Origin of the sequence: Rhizobium glycinendophyticum (genome assembly GCF_006443685.1) — a bacterium.
In the GTDB taxonomy this organism is placed as follows: Bacteria; Pseudomonadota; Alphaproteobacteria; order Rhizobiales; family Rhizobiaceae; genus Allorhizobium; species Allorhizobium glycinendophyticum.
On sequence record NZ_VFYP01000001.1, the window covers coordinates 1,203,782 to 1,225,440 of the forward strand.

Annotated in this window: 26 protein-coding genes; 12 read left to right on the forward strand and 14 right to left on the reverse strand. The window is 62.8% G+C overall.

Annotated elements, in window-relative coordinates:
• Positions 1 to 153 precede the first annotated feature (153 nt).
• Positions 154 to 738, forward strand: coding sequence for a DUF1214 domain-containing protein (locus tag FJQ55_RS05855; RefSeq protein ID WP_140826726.1), 585 nt, complete (start codon positions 154 to 156; stop codon positions 736 to 738).
• Positions 735 to 1,286, forward strand: a complete 552-nt coding sequence (locus FJQ55_RS05860) for a DUF1254 domain-containing protein (protein ID WP_140826727.1) — start codon at positions 735 to 737, stop codon at positions 1,284 to 1,286. Before FJQ55_RS05855 ends, FJQ55_RS05860 begins: the two co-directional genes overlap by 4 nt.
• Before the next feature lie 47 nt (positions 1,287 to 1,333).
• On the opposite strand, the gene FJQ55_RS05865 is transcribed toward FJQ55_RS05860, so the two are convergent.
• Both FJQ55_RS05865 and FJQ55_RS05870 read right to left on the reverse strand, forming a co-directional pair.
• Positions 1,334 to 2,287 carry an HD-GYP domain-containing protein gene (locus FJQ55_RS05865; RefSeq protein WP_140826728.1) on the reverse strand — a complete coding sequence of 318 codons (954 nt, stop codon included), beginning with the start codon at positions 2,285 to 2,287 and terminating at the stop codon, positions 1,334 to 1,336.
• A 269-nt stretch (positions 2,288 to 2,556) separates the two neighbouring features.
• Complete coding sequence (locus FJQ55_RS05870) at positions 2,557 to 2,772, reverse strand: hypothetical protein (protein ID WP_140826729.1); 216 nt, start codon at positions 2,770 to 2,772, stop codon at positions 2,557 to 2,559.
• Between the two features lie 387 nt (positions 2,773 to 3,159).
• Here FJQ55_RS05870 and FJQ55_RS05875 point away from each other — a divergent pair, with 387 nt between their 5' ends.
• On the forward strand, positions 3,160 to 4,269 hold the full coding sequence (locus FJQ55_RS05875) for a DUF2336 domain-containing protein (RefSeq protein ID WP_140829127.1): 1,110 nt from the start codon (positions 3,160 to 3,162) through the stop codon (positions 4,267 to 4,269).
• Positions 4,270 to 4,460: 191 nt separating this feature from the next.
• Here the strand turns inward: FJQ55_RS05875 and FJQ55_RS05880 are convergent, their stop codons facing one another.
• The 4 genes from FJQ55_RS05880 to FJQ55_RS05895 all read right to left on the reverse strand — a co-directional run bounded on the left by FJQ55_RS05880 (position 4,461) and on the right by FJQ55_RS05895 (position 6,192).
• A complete protein-coding gene (locus FJQ55_RS05880) occupies positions 4,461 to 4,814 on the reverse strand; it encodes a DUF1491 family protein (protein WP_140826730.1) in 354 nt (117 codons plus the stop codon).
• Between the two features lie 58 nt (positions 4,815 to 4,872).
• The gene (locus tag FJQ55_RS05885; RefSeq protein WP_140826731.1) at positions 4,873 to 5,250 is read right to left on the reverse strand and encodes a PH domain-containing protein; all 378 of its coding nucleotides are present in this window, start codon (positions 5,248 to 5,250) and stop codon (positions 4,873 to 4,875) included.
• 76 nt (positions 5,251 to 5,326) lie between these two features.
• Entirely contained in the window at positions 5,327 to 5,632 is a 306-nt protein-coding gene (locus FJQ55_RS05890; protein WP_140826732.1) for a hypothetical protein, read from the reverse strand.
• An 80-nt stretch (positions 5,633 to 5,712) separates the two neighbouring features.
• Positions 5,713 to 6,192: a DUF3833 family protein gene (locus FJQ55_RS05895; RefSeq protein WP_161596951.1), complete on the reverse strand. Its 480-nt coding sequence runs from the start codon at positions 6,190 to 6,192 to the stop codon at positions 5,713 to 5,715.
• A 159-nt stretch (positions 6,193 to 6,351) separates the two neighbouring features.
• Here FJQ55_RS05895 and FJQ55_RS05900 point away from each other — a divergent pair, with 159 nt between their 5' ends.
• Both FJQ55_RS05900 and FJQ55_RS05905 read left to right on the forward strand, forming a co-directional pair.
• Positions 6,352 to 7,245, forward strand: coding sequence for an NAD-dependent epimerase/dehydratase family protein (locus FJQ55_RS05900; protein WP_140826734.1), 894 nt, complete (start codon positions 6,352 to 6,354; stop codon positions 7,243 to 7,245).
• A 330-nt stretch (positions 7,246 to 7,575) separates the two neighbouring features.
• A complete protein-coding gene (locus tag FJQ55_RS05905; protein ID WP_140826735.1) occupies positions 7,576 to 7,827 on the forward strand; it encodes a hypothetical protein in 252 nt (83 codons plus the stop codon).
• A gap of 12 nt (positions 7,828 to 7,839) precedes the next feature.
• Here FJQ55_RS05905 and FJQ55_RS05910 read toward each other — a convergent pair whose 3' ends face one another.
• The 3 genes from FJQ55_RS05910 to FJQ55_RS05920 form a co-directional block, all read right to left on the reverse strand.
• Complete coding sequence (locus tag FJQ55_RS05910) at positions 7,840 to 8,514, reverse strand: permease (RefSeq protein WP_246085033.1); 675 nt, start codon at positions 8,512 to 8,514, stop codon at positions 7,840 to 7,842.
• Positions 8,515 to 8,734: 220 nt separating this feature from the next.
• Complete coding sequence (locus FJQ55_RS05915; RefSeq protein WP_140826737.1) at positions 8,735 to 9,022, reverse strand: YciI family protein; 288 nt, start codon at positions 9,020 to 9,022, stop codon at positions 8,735 to 8,737.
• Between the two features lie 53 nt (positions 9,023 to 9,075).
• Entirely contained in the window at positions 9,076 to 9,660 is a 585-nt protein-coding gene (locus tag FJQ55_RS05920) for a TetR/AcrR family transcriptional regulator (RefSeq protein WP_140826738.1), read from the reverse strand.
• A 141-nt stretch (positions 9,661 to 9,801) separates the two neighbouring features.
• Here FJQ55_RS05920 and FJQ55_RS05925 point away from each other — a divergent pair, with 141 nt between their 5' ends.
• Both FJQ55_RS05925 and FJQ55_RS05930 read left to right on the forward strand, forming a co-directional pair.
• Positions 9,802 to 10,575, forward strand: coding sequence for a hypothetical protein (locus tag FJQ55_RS05925; protein WP_140826739.1), 774 nt, complete (start codon positions 9,802 to 9,804; stop codon positions 10,573 to 10,575).
• Positions 10,576 to 10,741: 166 nt separating this feature from the next.
• On the forward strand, positions 10,742 to 11,128 hold the full coding sequence (locus tag FJQ55_RS05930) for a cupin domain-containing protein (RefSeq protein ID WP_140826740.1): 387 nt from the start codon (positions 10,742 to 10,744) through the stop codon (positions 11,126 to 11,128).
• Between the two features lie 26 nt (positions 11,129 to 11,154).
• Here the strand turns inward: FJQ55_RS05930 and FJQ55_RS05935 are convergent, their stop codons facing one another.
• Positions 11,155 to 12,351, reverse strand: a complete 1,197-nt coding sequence (locus tag FJQ55_RS05935; protein WP_208758183.1) for an MFS transporter — start codon at positions 12,349 to 12,351, stop codon at positions 11,155 to 11,157.
• A 78-nt stretch (positions 12,352 to 12,429) separates the two neighbouring features.
• On the opposite strand from FJQ55_RS05935, the gene FJQ55_RS05940 reads away from it, so the two are divergent.
• Complete coding sequence (locus FJQ55_RS05940) at positions 12,430 to 12,750, forward strand: ArsR/SmtB family transcription factor (RefSeq protein WP_140826741.1); 321 nt, start codon at positions 12,430 to 12,432, stop codon at positions 12,748 to 12,750.
• A 140-nt stretch (positions 12,751 to 12,890) separates the two neighbouring features.
• Here the strand turns inward: FJQ55_RS05940 and FJQ55_RS05945 are convergent, their stop codons facing one another.
• On the reverse strand, positions 12,891 to 13,781 hold the full coding sequence (locus tag FJQ55_RS05945) for a LysR family transcriptional regulator (RefSeq protein ID WP_140826742.1): 891 nt from the start codon (positions 13,779 to 13,781) through the stop codon (positions 12,891 to 12,893).
• A 121-nt stretch (positions 13,782 to 13,902) separates the two neighbouring features.
• Between FJQ55_RS05945 and FJQ55_RS05950 the strand changes: the two genes are divergently transcribed.
• Together FJQ55_RS05950 and FJQ55_RS05955 are read left to right on the forward strand one after the other, a co-directional pair.
• Entirely contained in the window at positions 13,903 to 14,772 is an 870-nt protein-coding gene (locus FJQ55_RS05950; RefSeq protein ID WP_140826743.1) for an SDR family oxidoreductase, read from the forward strand.
• 35 nt (positions 14,773 to 14,807) lie between these two features.
• Positions 14,808 to 15,281, forward strand: a complete 474-nt coding sequence (locus FJQ55_RS05955) for an SRPBCC family protein (protein ID WP_140826744.1) — start codon at positions 14,808 to 14,810, stop codon at positions 15,279 to 15,281.
• A gap of 244 nt (positions 15,282 to 15,525) precedes the next feature.
• Here FJQ55_RS05955 and FJQ55_RS05960 read toward each other — a convergent pair whose 3' ends face one another.
• The gene (locus FJQ55_RS05960) at positions 15,526 to 16,431 is read right to left on the reverse strand and encodes a LysR family transcriptional regulator (RefSeq protein WP_140826745.1); all 906 of its coding nucleotides are present in this window, start codon (positions 16,429 to 16,431) and stop codon (positions 15,526 to 15,528) included.
• 364 nt (positions 16,432 to 16,795) lie between these two features.
• Here FJQ55_RS05960 and FJQ55_RS05965 point away from each other — a divergent pair, with 364 nt between their 5' ends.
• Positions 16,796 to 17,251, forward strand: coding sequence for a cupin domain-containing protein (locus FJQ55_RS05965; RefSeq protein ID WP_140826746.1), 456 nt, complete (start codon positions 16,796 to 16,798; stop codon positions 17,249 to 17,251).
• Positions 17,252 to 17,748: 497 nt separating this feature from the next.
• A complete protein-coding gene (locus tag FJQ55_RS05970; protein ID WP_140826747.1) occupies positions 17,749 to 18,774 on the forward strand; it encodes a hydroxyacid dehydrogenase in 1,026 nt (341 codons plus the stop codon).
• Positions 18,775 to 18,890: 116 nt separating this feature from the next.
• Here the strand turns inward: FJQ55_RS05970 and FJQ55_RS05975 are convergent, their stop codons facing one another.
• Together FJQ55_RS05975 and FJQ55_RS05985 are read right to left on the reverse strand one after the other, a co-directional pair.
• Entirely contained in the window at positions 18,891 to 19,898 is a 1,008-nt protein-coding gene (locus FJQ55_RS05975; protein WP_140826748.1) for a sensor histidine kinase, read from the reverse strand.
• 525 nt (positions 19,899 to 20,423) lie between these two features.
• Positions 20,424 to 21,446, reverse strand: a complete 1,023-nt coding sequence (locus FJQ55_RS05985) for a PAS domain-containing protein (RefSeq protein ID WP_161596952.1) — start codon at positions 21,444 to 21,446, stop codon at positions 20,424 to 20,426.
• Positions 21,447 to 21,659: the final 213 nt, after the last annotated feature.

Genomic DNA, 21,659 nt, shown 5'->3' on the forward strand with positions numbered 1-21,659 from the left:
CGAGAGGGCGTGGGCGGCATTTCGCAATCTGCCGTACTTCCGCGAGCGGTGAAGCCTGCGCGTGCCAAAACTTCCCTCATTCCCGAATCAGTGATACCCGTTCGACCTCCTACCCGCGCGGCGCGGCCGCCTTGTCCCGAGGTCCAGCAACCCTTGTTTCGTGTCCCCTTCCTCGTTGCGATCGCGCTCATAACCGCCTTCGGTGGCGCGATCCTGTCGGCCCAGTCGATGCTGACTGCCTCGGTCGGCTTCGGGGCGATCGAGGTCGGCGGCTGGCGGGCCTTCCCGGCGGCCCAGACGGTCGATGCGGACCCCTATGCCAAGGCCCATCGCGCCAAGGCCGGGCGGCTGCTCTACGGTTCGGCCGAGGGGCTGCAGTTCACCGCCACGCGCGATTCCAGGGGCCTTGCGCTGACAGGCACCTGTTCCTACCGCCTCTTCGGCCGGACGCCCGTTGCCCGCTTGTGGACACTCTATGCGGCCGACAGCGCCGGTGTGCCGCTCTCCGCCGGACCCGATCTGCCGATCGCCAAGAATTCCCAGCGCATCCTGCGCCAGCGGGACGGCACCTTCGAGATCGCCATTTCCCGCACCGCCCAGCCCGGCAACTGGCTGGCGCTGCCCGATACCGGTGCCTTCCAGCTGGTGCTGACGCTGCTTGATACGCCGGCTGCCGCCTCGACGGGCTTGTCCGGGCTCGAAATGCCCGTGGTCGAGCAGACGGGATGCGGCCAATGAAAAAGGTCCTTTACGCGCTGGTCACAGGCATTTTAGGCGCGGTACTCCTGCACATCGTCATCATTCTCGGCGTGCCGCATTTTACCGGCCAGGACGCCTACACGCGGGTCACCGAGGAGGGGGCGCCCTTCGTCTTTCACGCCCTCGGCGAGCGTCCCGACAAGACCGGCCTTGCCAGCCTCGACCCCTATCTCAAGGTCGCCGTCTGCCATTTCGACATCACCCGCCAGCCGCTCTCCCTGGTGGCCGCCGGCGACGGCGTCGATTTCTGGTCTGTCGCGGTCTATGATGAAGACGGGAACGAGGTCTATTCGATGAATGACCGCACCTCTGTCGCCGGCGATCTCGACATGCTCGTGGCATCCCCGGTGCAGGTGGCGCAGCTGCGCAAGACGCCGATTGCGGCGCTCGCCGAAACCATTCTGGTCGAACATCGCGGCACCGTCGGCTATGTCGTCTTGAGAGCGCTTGCTGCGCAAAAAAGTGCCGAACCGGAAGCCAAAGCCTTCCTGTCCGACGCCGAATGCCTGCCTTTTACCGGCCGCTGAGGACGTTGGGCTGCTGAAGGCGCCGGCCGAGGGGCCGCCAGCCGGGATCAGTGGATGGGCGTGTCGATCAGGACGCTGCCGAGCCGGATGACCATCTTGCGGTCGAACAGATTCGGACGCGCGAACATCCAGTCGAGCGCTTCGGTCGGCGTCCAGGGCCGCTTGTACGGCCTGACCGAGGTCAGCGCCTCGAAGACGTCGCAGACCGTACTGAGGCGCACCGGCATGGCGAGGTCGTCGCGCTGGAGCCCCAGGGGATATCCCGAGCCGTCCAGCGCCTCGTGATGCAGGCGGCAGATGTCGAGCACGAGCTGAGGCAGGCCGGGATGGCCGCTCAAGAGCTGAAACCCGCCTTCGGGATGGTGGCGGATGATGTCGCGCTCATGCGCCGTCAACTGCCCCGGTTTGGTCAGGATCTCGCTCGGGATCAGGAGCTTGCCGATATCGTGCAGCATGCCCGCGACACCGAGCATGCCCACCGTCTCCTCGTCGATGTCGAGCGCTTGCCCGAGAAGCGTCATGATGCCGCTGACGGCCAGCGAATGTACATAGGTCGTCTCGTCCTTGCTCTTCAGCCGCGTCACCTCGAGCGCTATGACAGCGCTGTCTTTCCACGTCCTCGCATTGCGCCCGGAGACTTCGGAGAGATCGGCGAGATCGAGAGGCCCGCCCGCGACAAGGTCCGTGAGATGCGTCTTCAGCGCCTGGCGCGTCTGGTCGATTTCACCACGCACCTTGCCGATCTCGGCGGCATTTGGACCAGAGGTCGAAGGCTTGGGCTGCCGGCGCTTGTCGATGGACGGGGAGGGGGCGCGGCCGTCGGCGTCCAGCCCCAGGGCGACATTGATCAGGACTTTGCTCGCCGAACTGCGGGCGATTGCCGCCATGTCCCGGTCGCTGGTCAAAACGAAACGGCGCTTGGCGAATTCCTTGCTGGGGCAGGCGACGCTTTCGATGAACATTCCCTTGCGGATGCGGTCCTTGGCAAGCTTCACGAGCATGGATGGGCACGTCTCCGCTGTTCGGACCGCCCTGCGGACAACACCCGAGGCGGCCTCATACTTATCGGCATATTATTATATTTTATGAAAATGATTGATGCTCTGTAAACATCTGCGCAACCGCAGATACAGGCCCGGATGTGCGAAGGCCTGGAAACGGCAGGCGACATCCCTTGCGGCAACTGATCCCGTCGGAAGAGCCTGTTCGAGCAAAATCGTCTCGCCGCGGCCCGATCGGGAACGCAGGCGCCGATATCTCTTGGTCGCAATCAAAACGGCCGGCGGTCACTGCCTTGCGGTGCCGGCAGGGCCGGAACCGTTGGCAGTTCGACGCGCGGCCAGATCGCCTGGGTGTCGAGCCGTTCGTGGCGGATGCCGGTGAAAAAAAGGATCTCCGCCTTGGTGCCGATGGCCGGGTGAGCGATCGGCGCTTGGCTGCGGCGCGCCGTGTCCTGCCGGTCCTTGATCCTGATGATGTCTGCCATGCTCGTCTCCTTTTCGAAGAAAAAAGATCGAGAGGGATGAAGGAGTATCTCACCCTGCCCCGTTGAGGGGGCCGGCACAATTCCGGTCATGTCGCTTGGTTTTCGCCATGCACCGGGGTCATCTGCGCCTTTCTCCGACGCCTGTCCCGTATCGCGGATCCGCCCGCGAAACCGGGCCACGCATATGCCTAATATCGGAAACATCTAACGAATCGCCTTCCTTGACCATCCGTTAAGCCACAAGAAGCCATAGGTTAGTTAACAGCTTGCTAACGAAATCGTTCTAAAGTGACACGCATCTGTATTGCGTTGGAGTGCTTAGTCGTGAGCGAACAGTTCAGGGAGCTTGAGAGGCCGGCCGGCGCGCGCAACAAGGATGTCGTTCTGATGGCCACGGTCACGAGTTTCCAGGCGCTCCCCTTTCCCGGCAAGTCCGAACTCCGACAGTTTGCCGAGCTTTTCCAGCCGCTCTACGCCCATTCCTCGCTGGAAGCCCGGCGCGATGCGGTGGCTGCCCTGTCCCAGAGCCCCAACCTGCCGCTCTCCATCGCCGCCTTCATCGCCAGCCAGCCGATCGCGATTGCCGCGCCCTTCCTCGCCGCGTCACCCGCGCTCACCGACGACATGTTGATCATGATCGCCCGCACGCAAGGGGCCGACCATGCCCGTGCCATCGTCAAGCGCGAGCGACTGTCGCCGACGGTGATCGATGCTCTGGTCGGCCTGCGCCATGCCTTGCCGCCGCGACCGGACCGGCTCCAGAAGACGGCGGCCGCCGTAGCCCCAGCCGTTCAGCCGGCGGCGCCGGCGACGGTCGGCCTTCCCACGAGCTTCGAGCGGACCATGGCCGACCTGGAGATGAACGATCTCGCCGGCGCCGTGGCGGCCAACGGGACGCCTGCCGCGGTCCAGCCGGACGCCGCCGACGACCGCAGCGCCCGCGAGGAGATGCTGCGCCAGACGATCAAGCGGCTCGCCTATCAGCAGAAGCCCGCAGCCGACGACCGCCTCGGCCGCCGGCAGATCGGCCCCGTTCAGACGGCGCTTCTCGTGCGCTTCGCCCGGGCACTCGACGGTGGCGCCTTCGCCACCACCCTGTCGGATCTTCTGACCTCCAGCCGCTGGCTTGCCGAGCGCATTCTGCTCGACATCTCCGGTCGCCAGCTCGCCACGACCTTGGCCGGCGTCGCCATGGCCGAGGAAGAGAGCATCTTCATCCTCGAACATATCTATCCCCATCTCGCCCGCAGCGAAGCCGGCGAGAGCCGCGCCCGCGCACTGCTCGCCTCCATCGACGCGGACCAGGCCGAAGCCCGCATCGACAGCTGGCTGCGCGCCGACCGCTACACCTTCGGCGGGACGGAACAGCCAACGCCCGAGCGTGGGGCAGATGGGTTCTCCACCGAAGACGTGGTCAGATCCGCCCGCACCGCCGCCAGCCGCAAACCCGTCGGCGACGAACATGCCCGCCAGGTCCTGCGGGCGCGCAAGCGGTAGGATTAGGGCCGTTCGGTCCGAAAACGCTGGAAAAAGACCCCTCCCAACCCTGCCCACAAGGGGGAGGGCTCAACCCGATCGCAGGCGCTTCGAAGTGGGCAGGGCATTGTCCGCGAGTCCTCTCCCCCCTTGTGGGGGAGATGGCCGGCAGGCCAGAGGGGGTTTTTGTCCTGGAGGCAATGGTCCAGCCCTCAAGCGGAAGGTGAAGGACTCACCATCTGAAGATAATCGCCGATAGCATCGACCTCGATCTCGACCAGCCAGAGATCACTGTCGAATTTCTGCTCCCGTGCCATCATCGCCTCGATGACCTCAGGCTCGACCCGCGACAGCCGCGACTCGAACAGCCGCTCGTCCCGGTCCTCGGCCTCGATGAAGGCCTGCGGCGCCGGCCCGTACAGCGTCTCCAGCCCGTCGCGAGACCGCTGCCTGACGAAGATCGCGCCGGACGCATCCGATCCCTTGATCACAACAGCCGCATAACCGCCATCGGCAAAGACGCGGCGGGTGAGGGCGGAAACGAAGATGTCGGATCTAAGACGCATGGGACTGTTCTAGGAGATGCGGCGGTGCAGGGAAAGGGCGCGTCTCTCCGAAGTCCCCCTATCGCAACACCCCGACCGCCAGTGCCCGCTGGATGCCGCGCACATCGGTGCCCTTCTTGAGCGTCTTGGTCACCGGGTCATGCGAGCCCGAAACCCAGATCTTCAACTCGCTGTCGAGGTCGAACGTCCCGGCGGTCTCGACGGAAAATCGGGTGATCGCCCGGTAGGGAACCGACGTGTAGTCGACCTTCGAGCCGGTAATGCCCTGCACATCGATCAGGATCAGACGTTTGTCGGTAAAGACGAAGACATCACGGATCACCTTGAAGGCAAGCCCGACCTGCTCACCATCGATCAACACGCCGTCCAGCCGCTTGGCGAGATCGCCCGGATCGACAGCAGATCCATGCCCCAGCAGTCCGTCGAAAAGACCCATGATCATCCTCCATCTGCACTGACGGGGAGATGGGATGGGAGCGGCAGATCGTCAAGCGCAGCGCAGGCGTGATGGATCAGAGCGTGCTCTCGATGGTCTGCGCCGGGCGAGACACATCGCCGATGCTGGCCTCGCTCCGGGAAAGCGCGTTGTCCATCGTGGTCTGCATGTTCGCAAGAGAGCCGCCGAGCTCCATCTTGACCATCAGCTCGATGTCGTCACGAAGCTCCGTCTCCCGGCGCTCGATGCGTCGGGCGAGATCATAGGTGCCGTTCAGGAGCCGCATGATGTCGGCCAGATCCTTTCGGACCTGCCGCAATTCCTCCATCTGCAGCTTGGACTGCTGTGCCAGGAAACCGAGACGGATATCATCCGTTGTCATGGTCAGCCGGCTCCGATCGGGTGGAGTTTAGCGCCTTGCGCGAAAGCACAAATGCGCCCGGCTTGCCGAATAGCCAGCGCTCACCCCACCCGTTCGTAAAACGCCTCGATCGTCGCCACCTCCACGCCGAGCTTCGTCAGCGAGGCATGCACGCTCATATGGCGCTCGTTATGCAGGATGAACCAGTCGTCGAAGCCGAAGCGCGTCTTCGATCCGTCGGCGGCCGGCACGTCGCGGGCATATTGCCAGCGGAACGCCGATCCGGCCTGCTCGCCTTCGGCGACGCCGTCGATCAGCGTCTCGCGCCCCTCATAGCGGGCATCGCCACGCTTCAGGATCGTCCAGGTGAGCGTATCGGAATGGCCGTCGTCGAAGAAGTAATTCTCGGTCAGTGACAGCACCTTGGCGGCAGGGTCGAAGCGGCCGCGCGCATCGATGGTGAAGCGGTTCTGGAAACCGCCCAGCCGGCCGATGGTCACGCCCCAGCCGCGCAGCGTGCCGGAAAAGAACTCTTCCAGGACGAACCCGGGCTCTCTGTCTGCAAAATCCTCGAGTTTCAAGGTGTCTCTCCTGGAGTTGATGTGCCGGGGGAAACACGGTGGCAGCCGCTCGGGTTCCAGAGTTGCGTTACCCGCATCTTCCCCCGATCTTTCCACTTACCATCCGCCCCGGTCCGCGCTATCTGGTCATCCGACAACCCAATTTCGAGGAGGAAACCCATGGGCAAACGCATCGTGTTCACCGGCGGCAGCGGCAAGGCGGGGCGCCATGTCGTGCCGTATCTCATCGACAAAGGCCACAAGGTGCTGAATGTCGACTTGACCGTGCTCGATCACCCCGGCGTCCACACGCTCCTGACCGACGTCACCGATCCCGGTGAAGTCTTCAACGCGCTGTCCTGCCATTTCGACTATGAGGGCTATGAGCATGACGGCGGACCGAGAAAGGTCGATGCGGTGGTGCACTTCGCCGCCGTCCCGCGCATCCTGATGAAGCCCGACAACGCCACCTTTGCGGCCAACACGATCTCGACCTACAATGTGATCGAGGCCGCCGCCAAGCTCGGCATCAGGAAGGTGATCATCGCCTCTTCGGAAACCACCTATGGCGTCTGCTTCGCCGAAGGCGACAAGGACTACCACGAGTTCCCGCTCACCGAAGACTACGACACCGACCCGATGGACAGCTACGGCCTTTCCAAGGTCGTCAACGAAAAGACCGCCCGTGCCTTTGCCATGCGCTACGGCATAGACGTCTATGCGCTCCGTATCGGCAATGTCATCTCGCCGGAAGACTATGCCGCTTTCCCCGGCTATCTCGAAAATCCGCCGGTGCGCAAGCGCAATGCCTGGTCCTATATCGACGCCCGCGATCTCGGTCAGATCGTCGATCTCTGCGTGAAGAAAGACGGCCTCGGCTTCCAGGTCTTCAATGCGGTGAATGACACGATCACGGCGACCATGCCCACCCGCGAATTCCTGGCGAAATACGCCCCGAACACCCCGATCACGGGCGAACTCGACGGCTTCGACGCGCCCTTGTCGAACAAGAAGATCCGCGAAGTCCTCGGCTTCAAGGAAGAGCACGACTGGCGCAAATATGTGAAGGTCTGATCAGTCGGTGAGGGCAGGGGGCCGGCATCCCTCTCCCCGATTGCGGGGGGAGGTCTGGTGAGGGGCGGCTCCGATCGGTCCTGATCCGTTAGACGGTCCGTTCGGTTGAGCCCGGCGAGAGCATATCCTCGGCCGTCTGCACTGCCGCCCCACTGCGATGGTCCCTATATCCACAGCTCAGGGCGGCCCAAACCCTGGAAAGTCGCGGCCCCGCTCTTCCCATCCCGGCGGATATGAGCGACAACGAAAGAAACCCCTGGATGTAAGGGGGTCAATCGCACCGGTTGCTCACAACCGGACCTGAAGAGCCAGCGCATCCGGGGAGGGAGCATGGCGCAGCAGAAGCGCATCGATATTACCAATCTCGCCGAGACCGCCATCCGCGGCCATCGCTTCGTTTCTTTCGATGTCGCCATGAACGGCCATGTCATCTCCACCATCGACGCCCCGCTCTTGAGCGGTCGCATCCTCTGGTCCCAGGCCGCCATCCACGGCTTCGGCGATTTCGATACGACCGAACAGCATCAGATCGAAGACCAGGTTGGTAGTGCGATCACGCCGGAGCCGCGCCGCGGGCATTGAGCCCCGGCGACCTCAGCCTTTCCAGTGCTGAAGCCCCCAGCCGACCGCCAAAGCCACGCCGAGCGCCAGAACGAGTGCGGCGAGGAAGGCTGTCGTAAACAAAAGCGCCGCCCGCAACGCTCCGACATTGAGATCGAGCCGGAACCACCGAACCTGCGCCTGCCCATACCACAGGACAGCACCCGCGAGCATGAGCAGCCCCCAGGCAACGGCGGAGCGTCCGGGAATGAGAAGGAGATCGGTCGCCAACCCCACCAGGAAAACGAAGGGCGCGGCCACATAGCACTGGCTGAAGAAGGGCGGCCGGAGCGTGTTGCGGGTGAGCTTCACCTTCTTCGACATCAGCAGCGTGACCGCCATGGCGAGCGGAAAGATGCCGAAGATCACGCCGCGTGCGATGAGAAGGTTGCTGTCCGAGACCGCGATCGCTGCCTCCGCCGCCGTCTCAGCCGCCTCGCGGGGCATCAGAGTCGAGACCGCTTGCGCCAGGAGAAGCGTGATCAGCAGGAAGAGGGGCGGGCTGATGACGTCATCATATTGATCGTCACTCTGGTCTGCCAGCTCGAGATCGGCATACCGCATCATTGAAAGCGGCGATGTCACCGCGCGCCACAGCGTCAGCGGGTAAAAGACCAGCCAGGACACGAGCTCGTAGAGCAACTCCTCCAGCGATTTCAGAACCTTCATGAAATCCATTAATGGCCCCGTCTCGTGCTGCACGCTCCTTGCCGACGATGCCAGCCACGGGTCGATCACGCAAGTCGTGCAACCGGTCGCCGTTCCATTGCAATCAACGCGGCCGCCTCCGGACACCAGCTGGAGGGGAGGGGTGCCGCCGTCCTTTCCTCCGCTCAAGCAGACGACGGCCCGAAGAGAGGAATGAAAGCCCGGCCCCGCACATACCCGCTCACGCCGCCAGGAATGACAGGCGCTCGTCAACCCGTCCGGGGGAGATGGCGTGAATCTCGGCGGTCACCACGCCCTCGGCGACAAAGGGATCCTCCGCCACCATGGCTTCGAGTGCGGCCCGGTCTGACGCCTGCGCCAGGATCGCCCCGCCGGCATTCGGTTGCAGGCTGCCGGAAAGGACAAACAGACCCGCCTCGAAGCCACGCGCCAGCCAGGCATTGTGCTGGGCCATCAGGGCGCCGGCCTTGGCGCGGTGTTCAGCAAAACGAAGAAACACAAAGAACATGAGAAGCTCCCGAGACTGTCTGGTGAAGGGAAGGGAAGGGAAGGGATCGACTGTCATTTTGCGGCCGAGGCATCCGCCGCAAGCTGCTGCAACCAATGCTTCATGGCAGCGACCTCTCGGTCGAGAAAGGCCCGGTCCTGAAACGCATTGTAGAGGGTCGCGGCCCCTTGGCTGCGCGACAGGAGCTCAAGGGCCAGCTCGTCTGCGTCCGCAGGGCGGCCAAGGCGTGCGAACTGTTCCGCGAGCCAGTCGCGAAACAAGGAAAACAGATGCACGGCTTCGGCTTGGGCGGCATGGCCGAGTTTTGCCAGTTCGCTGGTCAAGGTGCCGATCGGACAGCCGTGGCGGCGGATTTTCTCGCCGTTGACCAGCAGGATGTCGATGAACCGCTCGATCCGGCTGCGCGGATCGCTCTCCTGCGCCTCCCAGCGTTGGGTCATCATCTGCCGGTCGCCCAGCCGCTGGGCGATAACGGCGCTGAGGATCTCGTCCTTTGTCTTGAAATGGTGGTAGAAATTGCCGCGCGAGATGCCCACGGCAGACGCGATGTCGCCAAACGATGTGGCCTCATAGCCCCGCTCGTAGAAGAGGAGGTCGGCTGTTGAAACAATCCGCTCCCGTGTGTCGCGCTGCGCCATGGCCAGCCTTCCCCCATAGACCCCAACTTGGACAATTGTCCTAGCTCGCAATTAGGACAATTGTCCGAGTGGGTCGAGAGCCTTGAGAATCGCGCCCCCTCCTGCCACTGTCCGGCCGCATCACGAACAGCGGGGCCGCCGATGACCGTCTTTTCCAAAACGCCTGTTATCGGCGCGCTTCTGGCCCAGGTCGTCGCCATGCCCCTGGTGGCCATTGCAACGGCACTGCTCTCGCAGAGCATCGATCACACCCTGCTGATCCTGATGGCCGTCCTTTTGCAGGGCCTGCTCGCCGCCCTGATCTGCCGGCTGCTGGGCCTTGCGGTCTGGTGGCTGGTCATCGCCTTCCTGTTCCCGCTGGCATTGGCCGGCGCACTTCTCGCCGGCAATCTGCCCGCCTGGCCCTTCGGCCTGGCCTTTCTCGTGCTGGCGCTGGTCTTTTCGAACACCGCGCGCGGCCGCGTGCCGCTCTATCTCACCAATTCCCAAACGGCATCCGTACTCAAAGACCTGATGACGGAGCGAAAAGCCACCCGGTTCCTCGATCTCGGCTGCGGCCTCGGCGGCGTCGTGCGCGCACTCGACGGCGAAGGCCGCCAGGCCCGCGGTATCGAAAACGCCCCTGCCGTCTTTCTCTTGGCCCGCCTCCTGTCGCGCCTGTCACGCTCTGGCGACATCCGCCGCGGCGATCTCTGGCGCGCCGATGTCTCGAAGGAAGACGTGGTCTACGCCTTCCTCTCCCCCGAACCCATGGCCCCCCTTTGGAAGAAGCTCTCCAAGGAAATGAAACCCGGCAGCCTCTTCATCTCCAACAGCTTTGCCGTGCCCGATCACGAGCCGGACGAAACCTGGACCCTGTCGGACGGGCGCAAGACGGTGCTTTATCTCTATGCCATCGGGCGGGAGGCGGCCTGAGGCGGAACGGCTCATTTCGGAGCATCGGGCGGCCCTCATCCTCTCCCATAGCGAGCTCTGCCGCTCATCCGCCTTCTGGAGACCTTCTCCCTGGCTGCGGGGACAAGGTCTCGGCAGGGGGATGAGGGGCAGAAGCCGGCGAGTTCAGATCGAGAGGAGCAATTCCATGAAATGCCTGCGCATCTATGCGACGCCCGATGGTGAATCCCACTTCGCCGAGATCCACCTGCCGACGACGAAGGTCGCCGTACATCCCGATGTCGTGCCCTTCGACGTGACGGCGAGCTACCCCGCCTCGCGTGTGCGCATCACCCATATTCCCGCCGGCATGCGCGAGGTCTCCTGGCACACCGTGCCGGAACCGGTGCTGACGGTGCGGCTCGACGGCCCGGTCGACTACGAGACGAGCGAAGGCGAGCGCCGCCATGTTACCGCCGGCAGTTTCGTGCTGGTCGAGGACACGCACGGCAAGGGCCATCTCTCGCGTCATTCGCCACAAGCGCAGACGGTGATCTGGATATCGCTTCCTGAAGGCCCGCAATTGCCGTCATAGGCACTGGCAACCTTTCAGGCCCGGCCTCAATCCCGCGTGCGGAACCGCCGCAGCAACCCCGCCACCGCCGAAAACACCACGATCAGCGTGCCATAACCGAGCACGGTGGCGGTCAGCCCGAAGACGCCGACCGAGACGCCCGCGAGCAGCGTCGGCAGGCCGAAGGCGAGGTAGGAGAGGGTGAAGAGCGCGGCAAAGAGTTCGCCCCGTTCGTCCGGCCGCACCACTGGCACGATTGAGCGCAGCACGCCGTAAAAACAGGTGCCGAAGCCGGTGCCGGCAATCGACAGCGCGATGAGATAGCCAGGCATCGACGGCCAGGCGATGGCGGTGAGCGACAGCGCCGTGCCGATCGCAAGTGCCGAGGTGCCGTAGAGCGTCACCCGGCGGGACGAGTGCGCCCGCGCCAGATAACAGGCGAGTGCCCCGAAACCGCAGAGCAGGAAGATGACGAAGGACTGGGAGAGGTGATCTTCTGCCCCGAAGACGTGTCGCACCAGCGGCGCGCCGAGCGAGAGGTAGAGCCCGCCGGTCGCCCAGCCGGCAATCACGGCCGGCGCACTGCGCCAGAAGGCGGGCGCTGCTGCGTGAGGCACGCCGATGCGCGGTTTCAGCGAGGCAAGCAGCCCCGCATGGCGCGGTGCCGTTTCCGGCACCAGCCAGATGGCAAGGGCTGAGAGCCCATAGCCGACGACCAGGGTGCCGAACACCTCCGCCTTTGGCCCCTCCGTCAGGTCCATCAGCACGCCGGCAGCAAGCGCCCCGAAGGCAAGGCCTGCGAGCGGCACGACGGAATTCCAGATCGCGGCGCTGCCCGGCCGGCTCTTCGGCTCGAAATCGACGACCGCCGCCGACAGCGACGACAATAGCAGCCCTGCCGCCAGACCCTGCAGCACCCGCGCCAGCATCAGGGCTGACACCGTCTCAGCATGCCAGAACAACAACAGGCTTGCAGCCATCAGCGCAAAGCCCCCGGAAATCACCGGCCGCCGGCCGAGATGGTCCGACAGAGAACCGAAGAACAACAGCGTTGCCAGAAGCGAGATCGTATAAACGGCGAAAATGCCGGTCAGCGTCGCCGAGGAAAACCCGATCTCCTGCTGCAGAAGCGGATAAAACGGCGAAGGGGCGCTGGCCCCGGCCATCATCACGGCCATGGCGCCAAGCGTGAGGCGGAAGCCGAACGGCCGCTCAGTCGGCAGGGAATAGCTTTTGCTGGTCACGGGGTGCACCCAACTGTTCGAATAATTTCGAACAAAGATCTACTGGAGTTTTCTGGGCAGTTCAACTAATTTCGAACCATGACAAGTCAGAGCCCCGATCTGCCCCATCCCGCCCGCCACGACCTGCGGCTGACGGACGTGCTCTTTGCCTTGAGCGATCCCGAACGCCTCGCCATCGTCCGCCAGCTCTCGGCCGGGCCGCTCGACATGGCGCAGTGCCATCTCTCCGATCCCGCAATCCCGAAATCGACGAAATCCCACCTGATGAAGGTTCTGCGCGAAGCGGGCGTCATCCGCAACGAACCCCTCGGCCGCGGCCGCCGGCTGAGCCTGCGTGTGGAAGATCTGGAGGCGCGGTTTCCGGGGCTCCTGGCCTCCGTGCTGAAGGCGGCAGGGTGAGGGGGAGCGAGCGCAGACGACGGTGGGTTTGCGCCTCCAATCCGGTGGTGGAGGCTATCCTCTGATCTGCTCCAAAGCGGACATCCAGTGATCGTAGTGCAACGGCGTCTTTGCGCCAGAAGCGGTCACGCCTTGCACGGCTAATCCTCAACATAGGCTGCTAGCTCGTCGGCAGTCCCCAAAGGAAAGGCCTGCTTGAGATAGTCAAGGAATGCAGACACCCGCGCGCTGAGGAGGCGACGCGATGGATAGAGCGCCCACAGCACCGTTTCTGGCCCTTCCACATCTCCCCACCGAACCAGTCTACCCGTAGCGAGATCATGGCTGACCAGCGACAGAGGAAGGCGGGCAGCTCCGACGCCCATCCGCACGGCGTCGCGGACCATGGTCATTGAGGACAGGCTGAGCACGGGGTCGATTTGAAGATTGGTGCGCCCTGTCGGCGTGTTCAAGGTCCATGAACTCGATTGACCCGGCGTGCCGCGTATGACGACCGGGACAACGTCTCCGACGGTATAGACGAGGTCTGGCGCAGCCACGACCACCAATCCATCTCGCAGGAAGGCCCGGCCGACTAGGCTCTCATCCGGATCAGGATTGACCCTGATAACGAGGTCGTATCCCTCTTCCACCATATCGACAGGGCGATCTTCCGTCGTAACTTCCATGCGCACCTCTGGATACTTGAGGGCAAAGCCGGCAGCCAGCTTGCCCATCGCCGTCTGGGAGAACAGCAAGGGTGCGCTGATCCGCAACCTGCCGCGCGGCCTGTCGCCGCCGGAAGCGATGGCGGCGGCAGTCTCGTCAATTTCAGTCAGCAGAGCGCCCGCCCGCTCGTGAAGCGCCCGCCCTTCCTCCGTCAGCTTGAGCATACGTGCGCCGCGTTCGAATAACCGCAGGCCGAGGCTTGCCTCCAGTTCAGCTACGCGTCGCGAAAGCGTTGCCTTCGGTCGACCGGAGGCTCGGGAGGCGCGGCCGAAGCCGCCATTGCGGGCGACGGTGACAAAATCAACAAGAGCAACCAAGTCCATGACTGTTCCACCAGTGAGACGATGCGTCTAGCTTTAGCGTCTATTGGTATGAATGTGAACCATCCATATTCGGCGTGTCTTCAACACCGAAGTCTCTCACACCGAACCAAGGAGAACTCCAATGACCATTCTCGTAACAGGTGCTACCGGCCGTGTTGGCCGCCATGTCGTTGACCAGCTCATCGCGCGCAATGCTGATGTGCGCGTCCTCGTGCGTGATCCTGCCAAGGCCAATTTTGCCTCCACTGTCGAAGTTGTTCAGGGAGACATGCTCGATATCGACGCGCTCCGCCAAGCCTTCGACGGTGTCCGGACGCTGTTCCTGTTGAACGCGGTCGCCGGCGACGAATTCACCCAGGCCATCATAGCCTTGAACATCGCGCGTGAAGCCGGCGTGGAACGCGTCGTTTATCTCTCGGTGTTCGATGCCGACAAGGCTGTGAATGTCCCGCACTTTGCGGTCAAGTTTGGCGCCGAGCGCATGCTGGAGGCGATGGGCTTTAGCGCCACGATCCTGCGACCGGCTTACTTCATCGACAATGAAGTCATGATCAAGGATGTCATCTTCAACTACGGTGTCTACCCGATGCCGATCGGCGGCAAGGGTGTCGCTATGATAGACGCCAGAGATATCGCTGAAGTCGCAGCGTCCGAGCTCGTTCGTCGCAACCGGGCTTCGGAAAAGCTGCCGAGCGAGACCATCAATCTGGTCGGCCCGGATACGCTGACGGGTACAGACCTCGCGGCGATCTGGTCTGATATTCTGGCCCGTCCTGTGGTGTATGGCGGCGATGATCCATCCGGCTTCGAGCAGAACCTCGCCAATATCATGCCGAAGTGGATGGCCTATGAAATGCGCCTGATGGCCGAGCGCTACGTCAGCGACGGCATGGTTCCGCACGCGGGCGATGTCGAGCGCCTGACGCACATCTTGGGCCGCCCGCTGCACAGCTACCGCGAATTCGCCTCGCAGCTTGCCGCATCTGCCTGAACCGGGCGCATCACTCGACAACAAGGACAAGGATCATGATCTATTCCACCGCGACCCTTCCAGTAAATCCCGATGGTGAGATCCCGTTGACCCGCGAGCAGATTTGGGCGGGCCTCGAACTGAAGGCGCGTGATGCGCGCCTTTTTCTGCCTCCCGGCCTGTGCACGCGCTGCGATGTTATTGAGGAAAGCGCCACGCATTTCGTCCGCGACGCTACGATCGGCGGAATCGACCTTCGCGAAATCATTACGCTTGATCCATTTGAGAAGGTTAGCTTCTTTCAGGCGACCGGTCCTCGCGAAGGGGCGATTGTCAACGAGCTTTATGAGGACGATCATGGCGCATTGCAGCTTCGCTTTTATTGCTACATCGGCCTGCGTGGGAAGCACCCGGGGGGAGCTGAAGAACGAGCGGAACAGGCGCAATTTGATGGTGACATGGGCTATAAGGCGGCCTTGTTTTCAACCCTCAAGCGCACCCGCGAGTTGAGAGCCGAGGGCAGGCTCTGACAATCAGCTTGAACACCAACGTCAGGACGTCCTTGTCAAAGGGCGTCCTGTTTTGTGAGCGTTGAGAACCCAGGTCAGCACCTCCAGCCAGAGCAGTGCAGGTCTGTAAAAGCAACAAACCTCCCAACATCCGCTTCGGGCCGACTGCAGTCACGACCGCAGGGCAGCTCGCGCCATTCCGTTTGACCTATGCTGTCTCTTCAATGCCTGCCCTCCGGCGCTTGTCGCCCCGCCTCGTTGAGCTTTAGCAATAGGCGTCCTTTGGCAGGGTCTTCACCAGGAAATCGGTAAACCGCCGGACCTTCGATGCGATGTTTTTGTTGGCGGGATAGACGGCATGGACGGGCACCGAGCCGATCTCCCAGCGATCAAGCACGCGCACCAGCCGCCCGTCCCGGATCTCCGGGCCGATTTCGAACATCGGCAACAGCGTGATCCCCGCGCCGGCCACGGCCACATCCCGAAGCGTGAGGCCGTCATTGGCGAGATAGCGCGGCACGATCGGCACGCGCAGCGTCTGCCCGTCCTTGCTCAGCACCCAGACATTGCCCCAGCGCAAGCCGGAAAAATGCAGGCAGGCATGGTTGGCAAGGTCCGTGGGCTCGGCCGGGGCGCCGTGCCTTTCGAGATATTCGGGCGCCGCACAGAGGACGAGTGGTGAATCGCCGAGATGGCGGGTGATGAGATTGGGCTCCAGCACGATCGTGCCGCGAATGGCCAGGTCATATCCTTCTTCGATCAAATTCACCGCCCGGTGTGAAAACGTGACGTCGATGGAAACCGAAGGATTGCGCTTGAGGAATTCGGCGATGATCGGGGCCATGTGCAATTGCGCGAACTCCGGCGGCACGGTCATCTTCAACCGGCCCACAACCTCCTCCTGATAGCTCAGGGCGGCACGCTCCGCCTCGCGGATCTGCGGCAGGATGCCGGTCAGGGACTGGACATAGGCCGAGCCTGCCTCGGTCAAAACGACGTTCCGGGTCGAGCGGTGCAGCAGCCGCACGCCGAGCTTGGTTTCCAGCACCTGAACCTGGGCGCTGACGGTTGCGCGCGACATCCTCAAGTCTTCTGCCGCTCGGGTAAAGCTCAGATGTTTGGCGACGGTCAGAAAGGCGGCAACGCCTTCCAGCGGATCCAGCGACTTCATGGTCGTTCTTCCATACAATGATGATCGATGATCGGTCTTATCATTTCCGGACCCTCTGATAAATCGGGCGCATCAAAATTGGTTTCGGAGAACATCGGTGAAGGCGTTTGTCGTCGTCTCAATCTCAAGATCGCACCCCAATGACGCCTGCCTGCGTCGTGTCGGCACCTTTGCCGATCATGCCGAAGGCACGGCCTCATCCACGGCGATCACCCCGCCAAGGGGCGAGGGGCGAGGGCGCGTTCAGCACGGGTGGAAGAGGCTCAGTCCTCGCCGCGACGACCCCGATTTTGGCTGAGCAAGACAGATAATCCCAACCTCGATCGCGCGCCCGTGCGCCATTTTATCCGTGAAAGGAAATCCCATGACCGCGACCCCTGAGAACCTCTGGTTCATGACCGCCCAACTCCTCGTCCACCTGAAGCAGGCGGATAATGAAGAGGGCTTGTCCATCATCGAACATCGCATGGCCAAGGACTTTGCCCCGCCGCTGCATGTGCATCATCAGGAAAGCGAGACCTTCGTCATCCTCGAAGGCCGCTTCCGCTTCCGCCGCGATGACGACGTCATCGAGGCAAGCGCAGGCGACACCATCCATCTGCCGAAGGATTGCGTCCATGGCTTCCGCGTCCTGTCGGATTACGGCCGCTGCCTCACCATCACCAATGGTCCCTTCGAGAACATGGTTCGTGCCGCAGCCCGTCCGGCAGTCAGAAACGCACTGCCCGAGCAACTGCCGCCGACCCCGGAACAACAGCAGGCTCTTGCCCGGATCTGCAGCGCCCACGCCATCGATCTTCTCGGAGCCCCCATTGCCTGATGCCGAAAGTCGATGCCGCCCATGCTTAAGCGGCGGCGTCGGCTTGGCCTCTAGCCGCAGGCGCCGAAGGAAGAGGGTGCCTGCTCCTCCGGGCTTGAGCCCGATCGGCTGCCAGGCTCCCCTTGAGGGCAGGGGAACGGCATCGGCAGAACAGGCCCCTTCCACCCCTCCCCACCAGGGGGGCGTCTGTGGAACCCCCTCTGTCACAGCCTGACATCTCCCCCACAAGGCCAGTGAAGACGTGGCGCAAACGGCTCGTTCCACACACGACGGCGCGGCCGGGGTAAGCCCTCGCCCTTGTAGGGAGGGTTGGGAGAGGCCTTTTCCAAATGCAATTCCCTCTGCTTGTGGGGGAGATGCCCGGCAGGGCAGAGGGGGATCGCCAACCTCAGTCGCAACCGAGTTCGCCTCGCGCCCATGGCCAGATCCAGTCCTCCCCACCAATCCCCGTTTCGCGCTAAGCTCTCGCCCGTCTGCGATTCTTCAGGGAGGAAGAGATGAGCCGCGATATTATTCTGGTCGATCCGCTGCCGAGGACGCTCGATCTGATCATGGAGCCGGCCGTCCGGGCGCGGCTCGAGGCGCTGGGCGAGGTGATCGTCTGTGAAGATCGCCAGATGCCCGCAGACATGGTCGATCGCTACCTCCCGGAAACCGTGCTGATTTTCGGCCAGACCGACATGCCGAAGGAACGGCTCGACCGGGCGCCGAAGCTGAAGGCCATCATCAACGTCGAATCCAATTTCCTGCCCAATATCGATTATCAGGCCTGCGTCGAGCGCGGCATCTGGGTGATCACCCCGGCCTCCGCTTTCGCCGCGCCGGTGGCGGAAGCAGCGCTCGCCATGGCGCTCGATCTCGCCCGCGGCATCACGAAAGCCGACCGCGAATTCCGTGCGGGCACCGAGGCTTATGGCCTCGAAGGCAATACAGAGACCTTCCGCTTCACCGGCGCCCCTGTCGGCCTCATCGGCTTCGGCGATCTCGGCCAGGCGTTTCGCGACCTCATCCGCCCGTTCAAGAACAAGGTCCGCGTCTTCGATCCCTGGTTGCCAAACGAGATCATCGAGCGCCAGGACTGTGAGCCCGCAACGCTGGACGAGGTCTTGCGGCAAAGCCAGGTCGTCTGCGTCTTCGCCAGCGTCACCAGCGAGAACGAGGGCTTCATCGGCGCGCGAGAATTCGCCCTGATGAAAAAAGGCGCCGCCTTCCTCCTGATGAGCCGCGCCGCCGTGGTCGATTTCCCCGCCATGCTCGAAGCCGCAGCCTCGGGCCACATCAAGGTCGCAACCGACGTCTTCCCCGAAGAACCCGTTGCCGCCGACGACCCCGTCCGCCAGACCCCCGGCCTCCTCCTCTCCGCCCACCGCACCGGCGGCACCCGCGACGCCTTCTATGCGCTGGGCTCGATGGCGGTCGCCGATGCCGAGCTGATCATGAAAGGCCTGCCGCCGAGGCTCTGCCGCAGGGCCGATCCGGCAACGGCGATGCGGATGCGCTCGAAGCCGGTGGCGGTGTCGTGAGGGGGCGTGCCGAAACGGACATGGTCGGCATGGAACCCTTGATGACCGTTTTGATCCTTCAATTCGGCCATAGGAACTGAGGCCGGCCCGCAAGCAGGCTTGTCTGAGCCAGACGGCTAGGCGTCGCGGGAGACAACAAGGGTGCCTTGCAAATGACACGTGACGCCTGTTGGCTGATACCGGATCTCGACCCTGCCGTCGAAATCCGCAGCCAGCATGCGTTCGATCATGCGGGATCCGAACCCTTTGCGTGAGGGCGGTTCGACGGGAGGTCCCCCTTGTTCCGACCAGGTCAGGGAGAATGCGGAGGGATCAGCATCGGACACCGACCACGTGACCGACACGGTGCCGGTCGAGGTGGAAAATGCGCCATATTTCGTGGCATTCGTCGCGAGCTCGTGAATGGCCATGGACAAGGCCAAAGCCTGTTTCGCAGACAAGGCAATGTCCGGCCCGTCGATCGCGACGGACTCGTCACCCGCTGCAAAAGGACCCAGGGCACGTTGAACGACGGTATTCACCGACATCGTCTCGTTTTGCGCGTGCTCCAGCATGGTCTGCGCCTCGGATATGGCAGCCAGCCTACCGAGGAAGGTTTCACGGGCCGCAGTCAGATCCGAACACTTGAGCGACTGGGTCGCAACCGCCTGAACGATTGCGAGAAGGTTCTTGATCCTGTGGGCGAGCTCCCTTCGAAGCAGTTCGCGCTCCTCGTCGAGCGCCCGCTGTTTGCTCACGTCTCGAACGATCAGAACGCCGCCGACAACCCCGTCTTGCTGGACGATCGCTGCGTTCGAGCAGGAAACGGGCACTTGCCGGCCATTACGGTCGAAGAAGATATCGGCGTGGCGTTCGAGGCTCCTGCCGGTGGCAAAGACATCGCCGAGAGGGCATTCCTCCATCGGAAATTCACGACCATCCGCATGGTGGTGATGCACGACGTCGTGCAGCTTTTTTCCCACCAGCTCCTCCATCGACCAGCCGAACATTTTCTCCGCTGCGGGGTTGGCGAAAACCGTTCTGCCTTCCTTGTCGAGCAGGAAGATCGCCTCGATGGCGTGCGCTGTTATGATTCCACCGAGGCCTGAGCTGTCCGTAAGGGAGCTGAGAAAGTTTTGCGGCATGGGGGCCTTTACCCGGTTGTGGACGTTCTGGGCTGAGCGTGACCAGCGGACACCACCGTCGCATCTTTTCAGTCGAAGGCCAGCTGGAGCTGTATAATCCGATCAACCCGCATACCGAATGATGTATTATCAAATTTCCACGCAGTCGACCCCGTCCCGAGGAATGGTCGACTGCCGGAGCCGCGGGGGAAACATCACCCGCCACGACTGCCGGCCGCCGCCTTCCCCGAAGAACCAGTCGCGGCTTAGGACCCATCCGCGATACCCCCGGCCTCCTCTCCGCACACCGCGCAGGCGGCACCTATGCACTAGGCTCCATGGCCGTCGCCGACGCCCAACTGATCATGAAGGATTTGCCGCCGAGGCTCTGCCGCAGAACCGATCCGGCGACCGCGATGCAACCGGTGGCAGTGTCGTGGGGGCGCGTGCCGCACGGCCTGAACCATGTTCACAGGCTGCCAATGGGGGACCTTCCGCCACCACCGGGCCAAGGCGCAAGATCTGACGCTCCCTAAGTGCAAATGTCTATGGTCTGCGCAAGGCAATGGCGATGGCGCCAGCCTCATCGACCGTAAACCTGATGCCAGCCGCCGTAAGTGCCTCTAAGACGGCATCGACCGTCTCCTGTTTCACGCTACCGAAATCCGTTTCCAGCCGGCGGATAGAGGAGAAGGAAACCGCCGCTTTCATGGCCAGTTTCTGCGCCGTCCAATCAAGCAGCGAGCGTGCCGCGCGGACGTGTGCGGCCGTGATCGCCATTTTCTGTTGCGGCACGTCTTCCTGATTCCAGAACGTGCTGACGCCAAGCCAGAACTCGACACTGCCGTCCTCGTTCTTGAATGGCAGCGCCTTGCTGTAGCATCTTTGGTAGTGTCCGTCCCGCAGTCGGATACGCAAGCTGCAGGTGTAGCGTTCGGTCGATCTGACTGCCTCGCTCCATGCCTTTTTGAAGACGTCCCGATCGTCGGGATGGATTGCAGCAAGGGCGTCCCAGTCATGTGCGTCCGTTGCGGTCTCGCCGGTCAGTTCGGTCCATGTTCGCGTGTCAATCAGCCGTCCATCGGGTCTTGCACGCCATACGAGCTCGCCGAGCAATTCGTGCAGAAGGCGCTCCTGCTTCGTCTTGTGTAAAAGCCGTGTTCGAAGATTCTCCTCCTCGGAGACATCGGCAACCACCCCCGAGACGAGAATCGGTTTCCCTTCGCGATCGAAATGACGCTGGGTCCGGTTTTCGAGCCAACAGAGTGAGCCGTCCGGGCGGATGATCCGGAACCTGCGACCATCAAGGCTCGGACTCATCGCGAGTGCAACGGCGTCGGTGAAGGCGAGCTGATCCTCTGGGTGAACCATTTGCTGATAGAGGTCGAGGGTCGGAACCACCGAATCCGTTGTGAGACCCAGGATTTTGAAGATTCCGGGTGACCACCACAGTTGCATTGTCTCCAAGTCCATAGACCATGTGCCGATCTTGAACTTTTCCTCGAGCAGCCGGAGCCTGGCATCCGGCATGGCCAGGGAGCGTTTGATGGAGGCTTTGGTATCTATCATGACGAGCCGTTGCGAGATTTGGACCAGCGCGTTGGGCTCACTCGCGATCGGCACACCGCAAGATAAGTTTGACAACTGATCTGATGAGGAAAGGAATAGTCTGGCCAAGCACGGTTGCGCGACAGTTGCCGGTGGTCGAGCGCGATTTAGTTCCATCGGTATTCGTTGTCAAACAAATGCTAATGTGATCGCGATTTGCACTTAACCAAACGT

Bases quoted from the DNA above. Each gene is read 5' to 3' on its own strand.
- FJQ55_RS05860 (WP_140826727.1), top strand. From the start codon at position 735: ATGAAAAAGGTCCTTTACGCGCTGGTCACAGGCATTTTAGGCGCGGTA.
- FJQ55_RS05865 (WP_140826728.1), bottom strand. From the start codon at position 2,287: ATGCTCGTGAAGCTTGCCAAGGACCGCATCCGCAAGGGAATGTTCATC.
- FJQ55_RS05870 (WP_140826729.1), bottom strand. From the start codon at position 2,772: ATGGCAGACATCATCAGGATCAAGGACCGGCAGGACACGGCGCGCCGC.
- FJQ55_RS05875 (WP_140829127.1), top strand. From the start codon at position 3,160: ATGGCCACGGTCACGAGTTTCCAGGCGCTCCCCTTTCCCGGCAAGTCC.
- FJQ55_RS05880 (WP_140826730.1), bottom strand. From the start codon at position 4,814: ATGCGTCTTAGATCCGACATCTTCGTTTCCGCCCTCACCCGCCGCGTC.
- FJQ55_RS05885 (WP_140826731.1), bottom strand. From the start codon at position 5,250: ATGGGTCTTTTCGACGGACTGCTGGGGCATGGATCTGCTGTCGATCCG.
- FJQ55_RS05890 (WP_140826732.1), bottom strand. From the start codon at position 5,632: ATGACAACGGATGATATCCGTCTCGGTTTCCTGGCACAGCAGTCCAAG.
- FJQ55_RS05900 (WP_140826734.1), top strand. From the start codon at position 6,352: ATGGGCAAACGCATCGTGTTCACCGGCGGCAGCGGCAAGGCGGGGCGC.
- FJQ55_RS05905 (WP_140826735.1), top strand. From the start codon at position 7,576: ATGGCGCAGCAGAAGCGCATCGATATTACCAATCTCGCCGAGACCGCC.
- FJQ55_RS05910 (WP_246085033.1), bottom strand. From the start codon at position 8,514: ATGAAGGTTCTGAAATCGCTGGAGGAGTTGCTCTACGAGCTCGTGTCC.
- FJQ55_RS05915 (WP_140826737.1), bottom strand. From the start codon at position 9,022: ATGTTCTTTGTGTTTCTTCGTTTTGCTGAACACCGCGCCAAGGCCGGC.
- FJQ55_RS05920 (WP_140826738.1), bottom strand. From the start codon at position 9,660: ATGGCGCAGCGCGACACACGGGAGCGGATTGTTTCAACAGCCGACCTC.
- FJQ55_RS05925 (WP_140826739.1), top strand. From the start codon at position 9,802: ATGACCGTCTTTTCCAAAACGCCTGTTATCGGCGCGCTTCTGGCCCAG.
- FJQ55_RS05930 (WP_140826740.1), top strand. From the start codon at position 10,742: ATGAAATGCCTGCGCATCTATGCGACGCCCGATGGTGAATCCCACTTC.
- FJQ55_RS05940 (WP_140826741.1), top strand. From the start codon at position 12,430: ATGACAAGTCAGAGCCCCGATCTGCCCCATCCCGCCCGCCACGACCTG.
- FJQ55_RS05945 (WP_140826742.1), bottom strand. From the start codon at position 13,781: ATGGACTTGGTTGCTCTTGTTGATTTTGTCACCGTCGCCCGCAATGGC.
- FJQ55_RS05950 (WP_140826743.1), top strand. From the start codon at position 13,903: ATGACCATTCTCGTAACAGGTGCTACCGGCCGTGTTGGCCGCCATGTC.
- FJQ55_RS05955 (WP_140826744.1), top strand. From the start codon at position 14,808: ATGATCTATTCCACCGCGACCCTTCCAGTAAATCCCGATGGTGAGATC.
- FJQ55_RS05960 (WP_140826745.1), bottom strand. From the start codon at position 16,431: ATGAAGTCGCTGGATCCGCTGGAAGGCGTTGCCGCCTTTCTGACCGTC.
- FJQ55_RS05965 (WP_140826746.1), top strand. From the start codon at position 16,796: ATGACCGCGACCCCTGAGAACCTCTGGTTCATGACCGCCCAACTCCTC.
- FJQ55_RS05970 (WP_140826747.1), top strand. From the start codon at position 17,749: ATGAGCCGCGATATTATTCTGGTCGATCCGCTGCCGAGGACGCTCGAT.
- FJQ55_RS05975 (WP_140826748.1), bottom strand. From the start codon at position 19,898: ATGCCGCAAAACTTTCTCAGCTCCCTTACGGACAGCTCAGGCCTCGGT.
- FJQ55_RS05985 (WP_161596952.1), bottom strand. From the start codon at position 21,446: ATGATAGATACCAAAGCCTCCATCAAACGCTCCCTGGCCATGCCGGAT.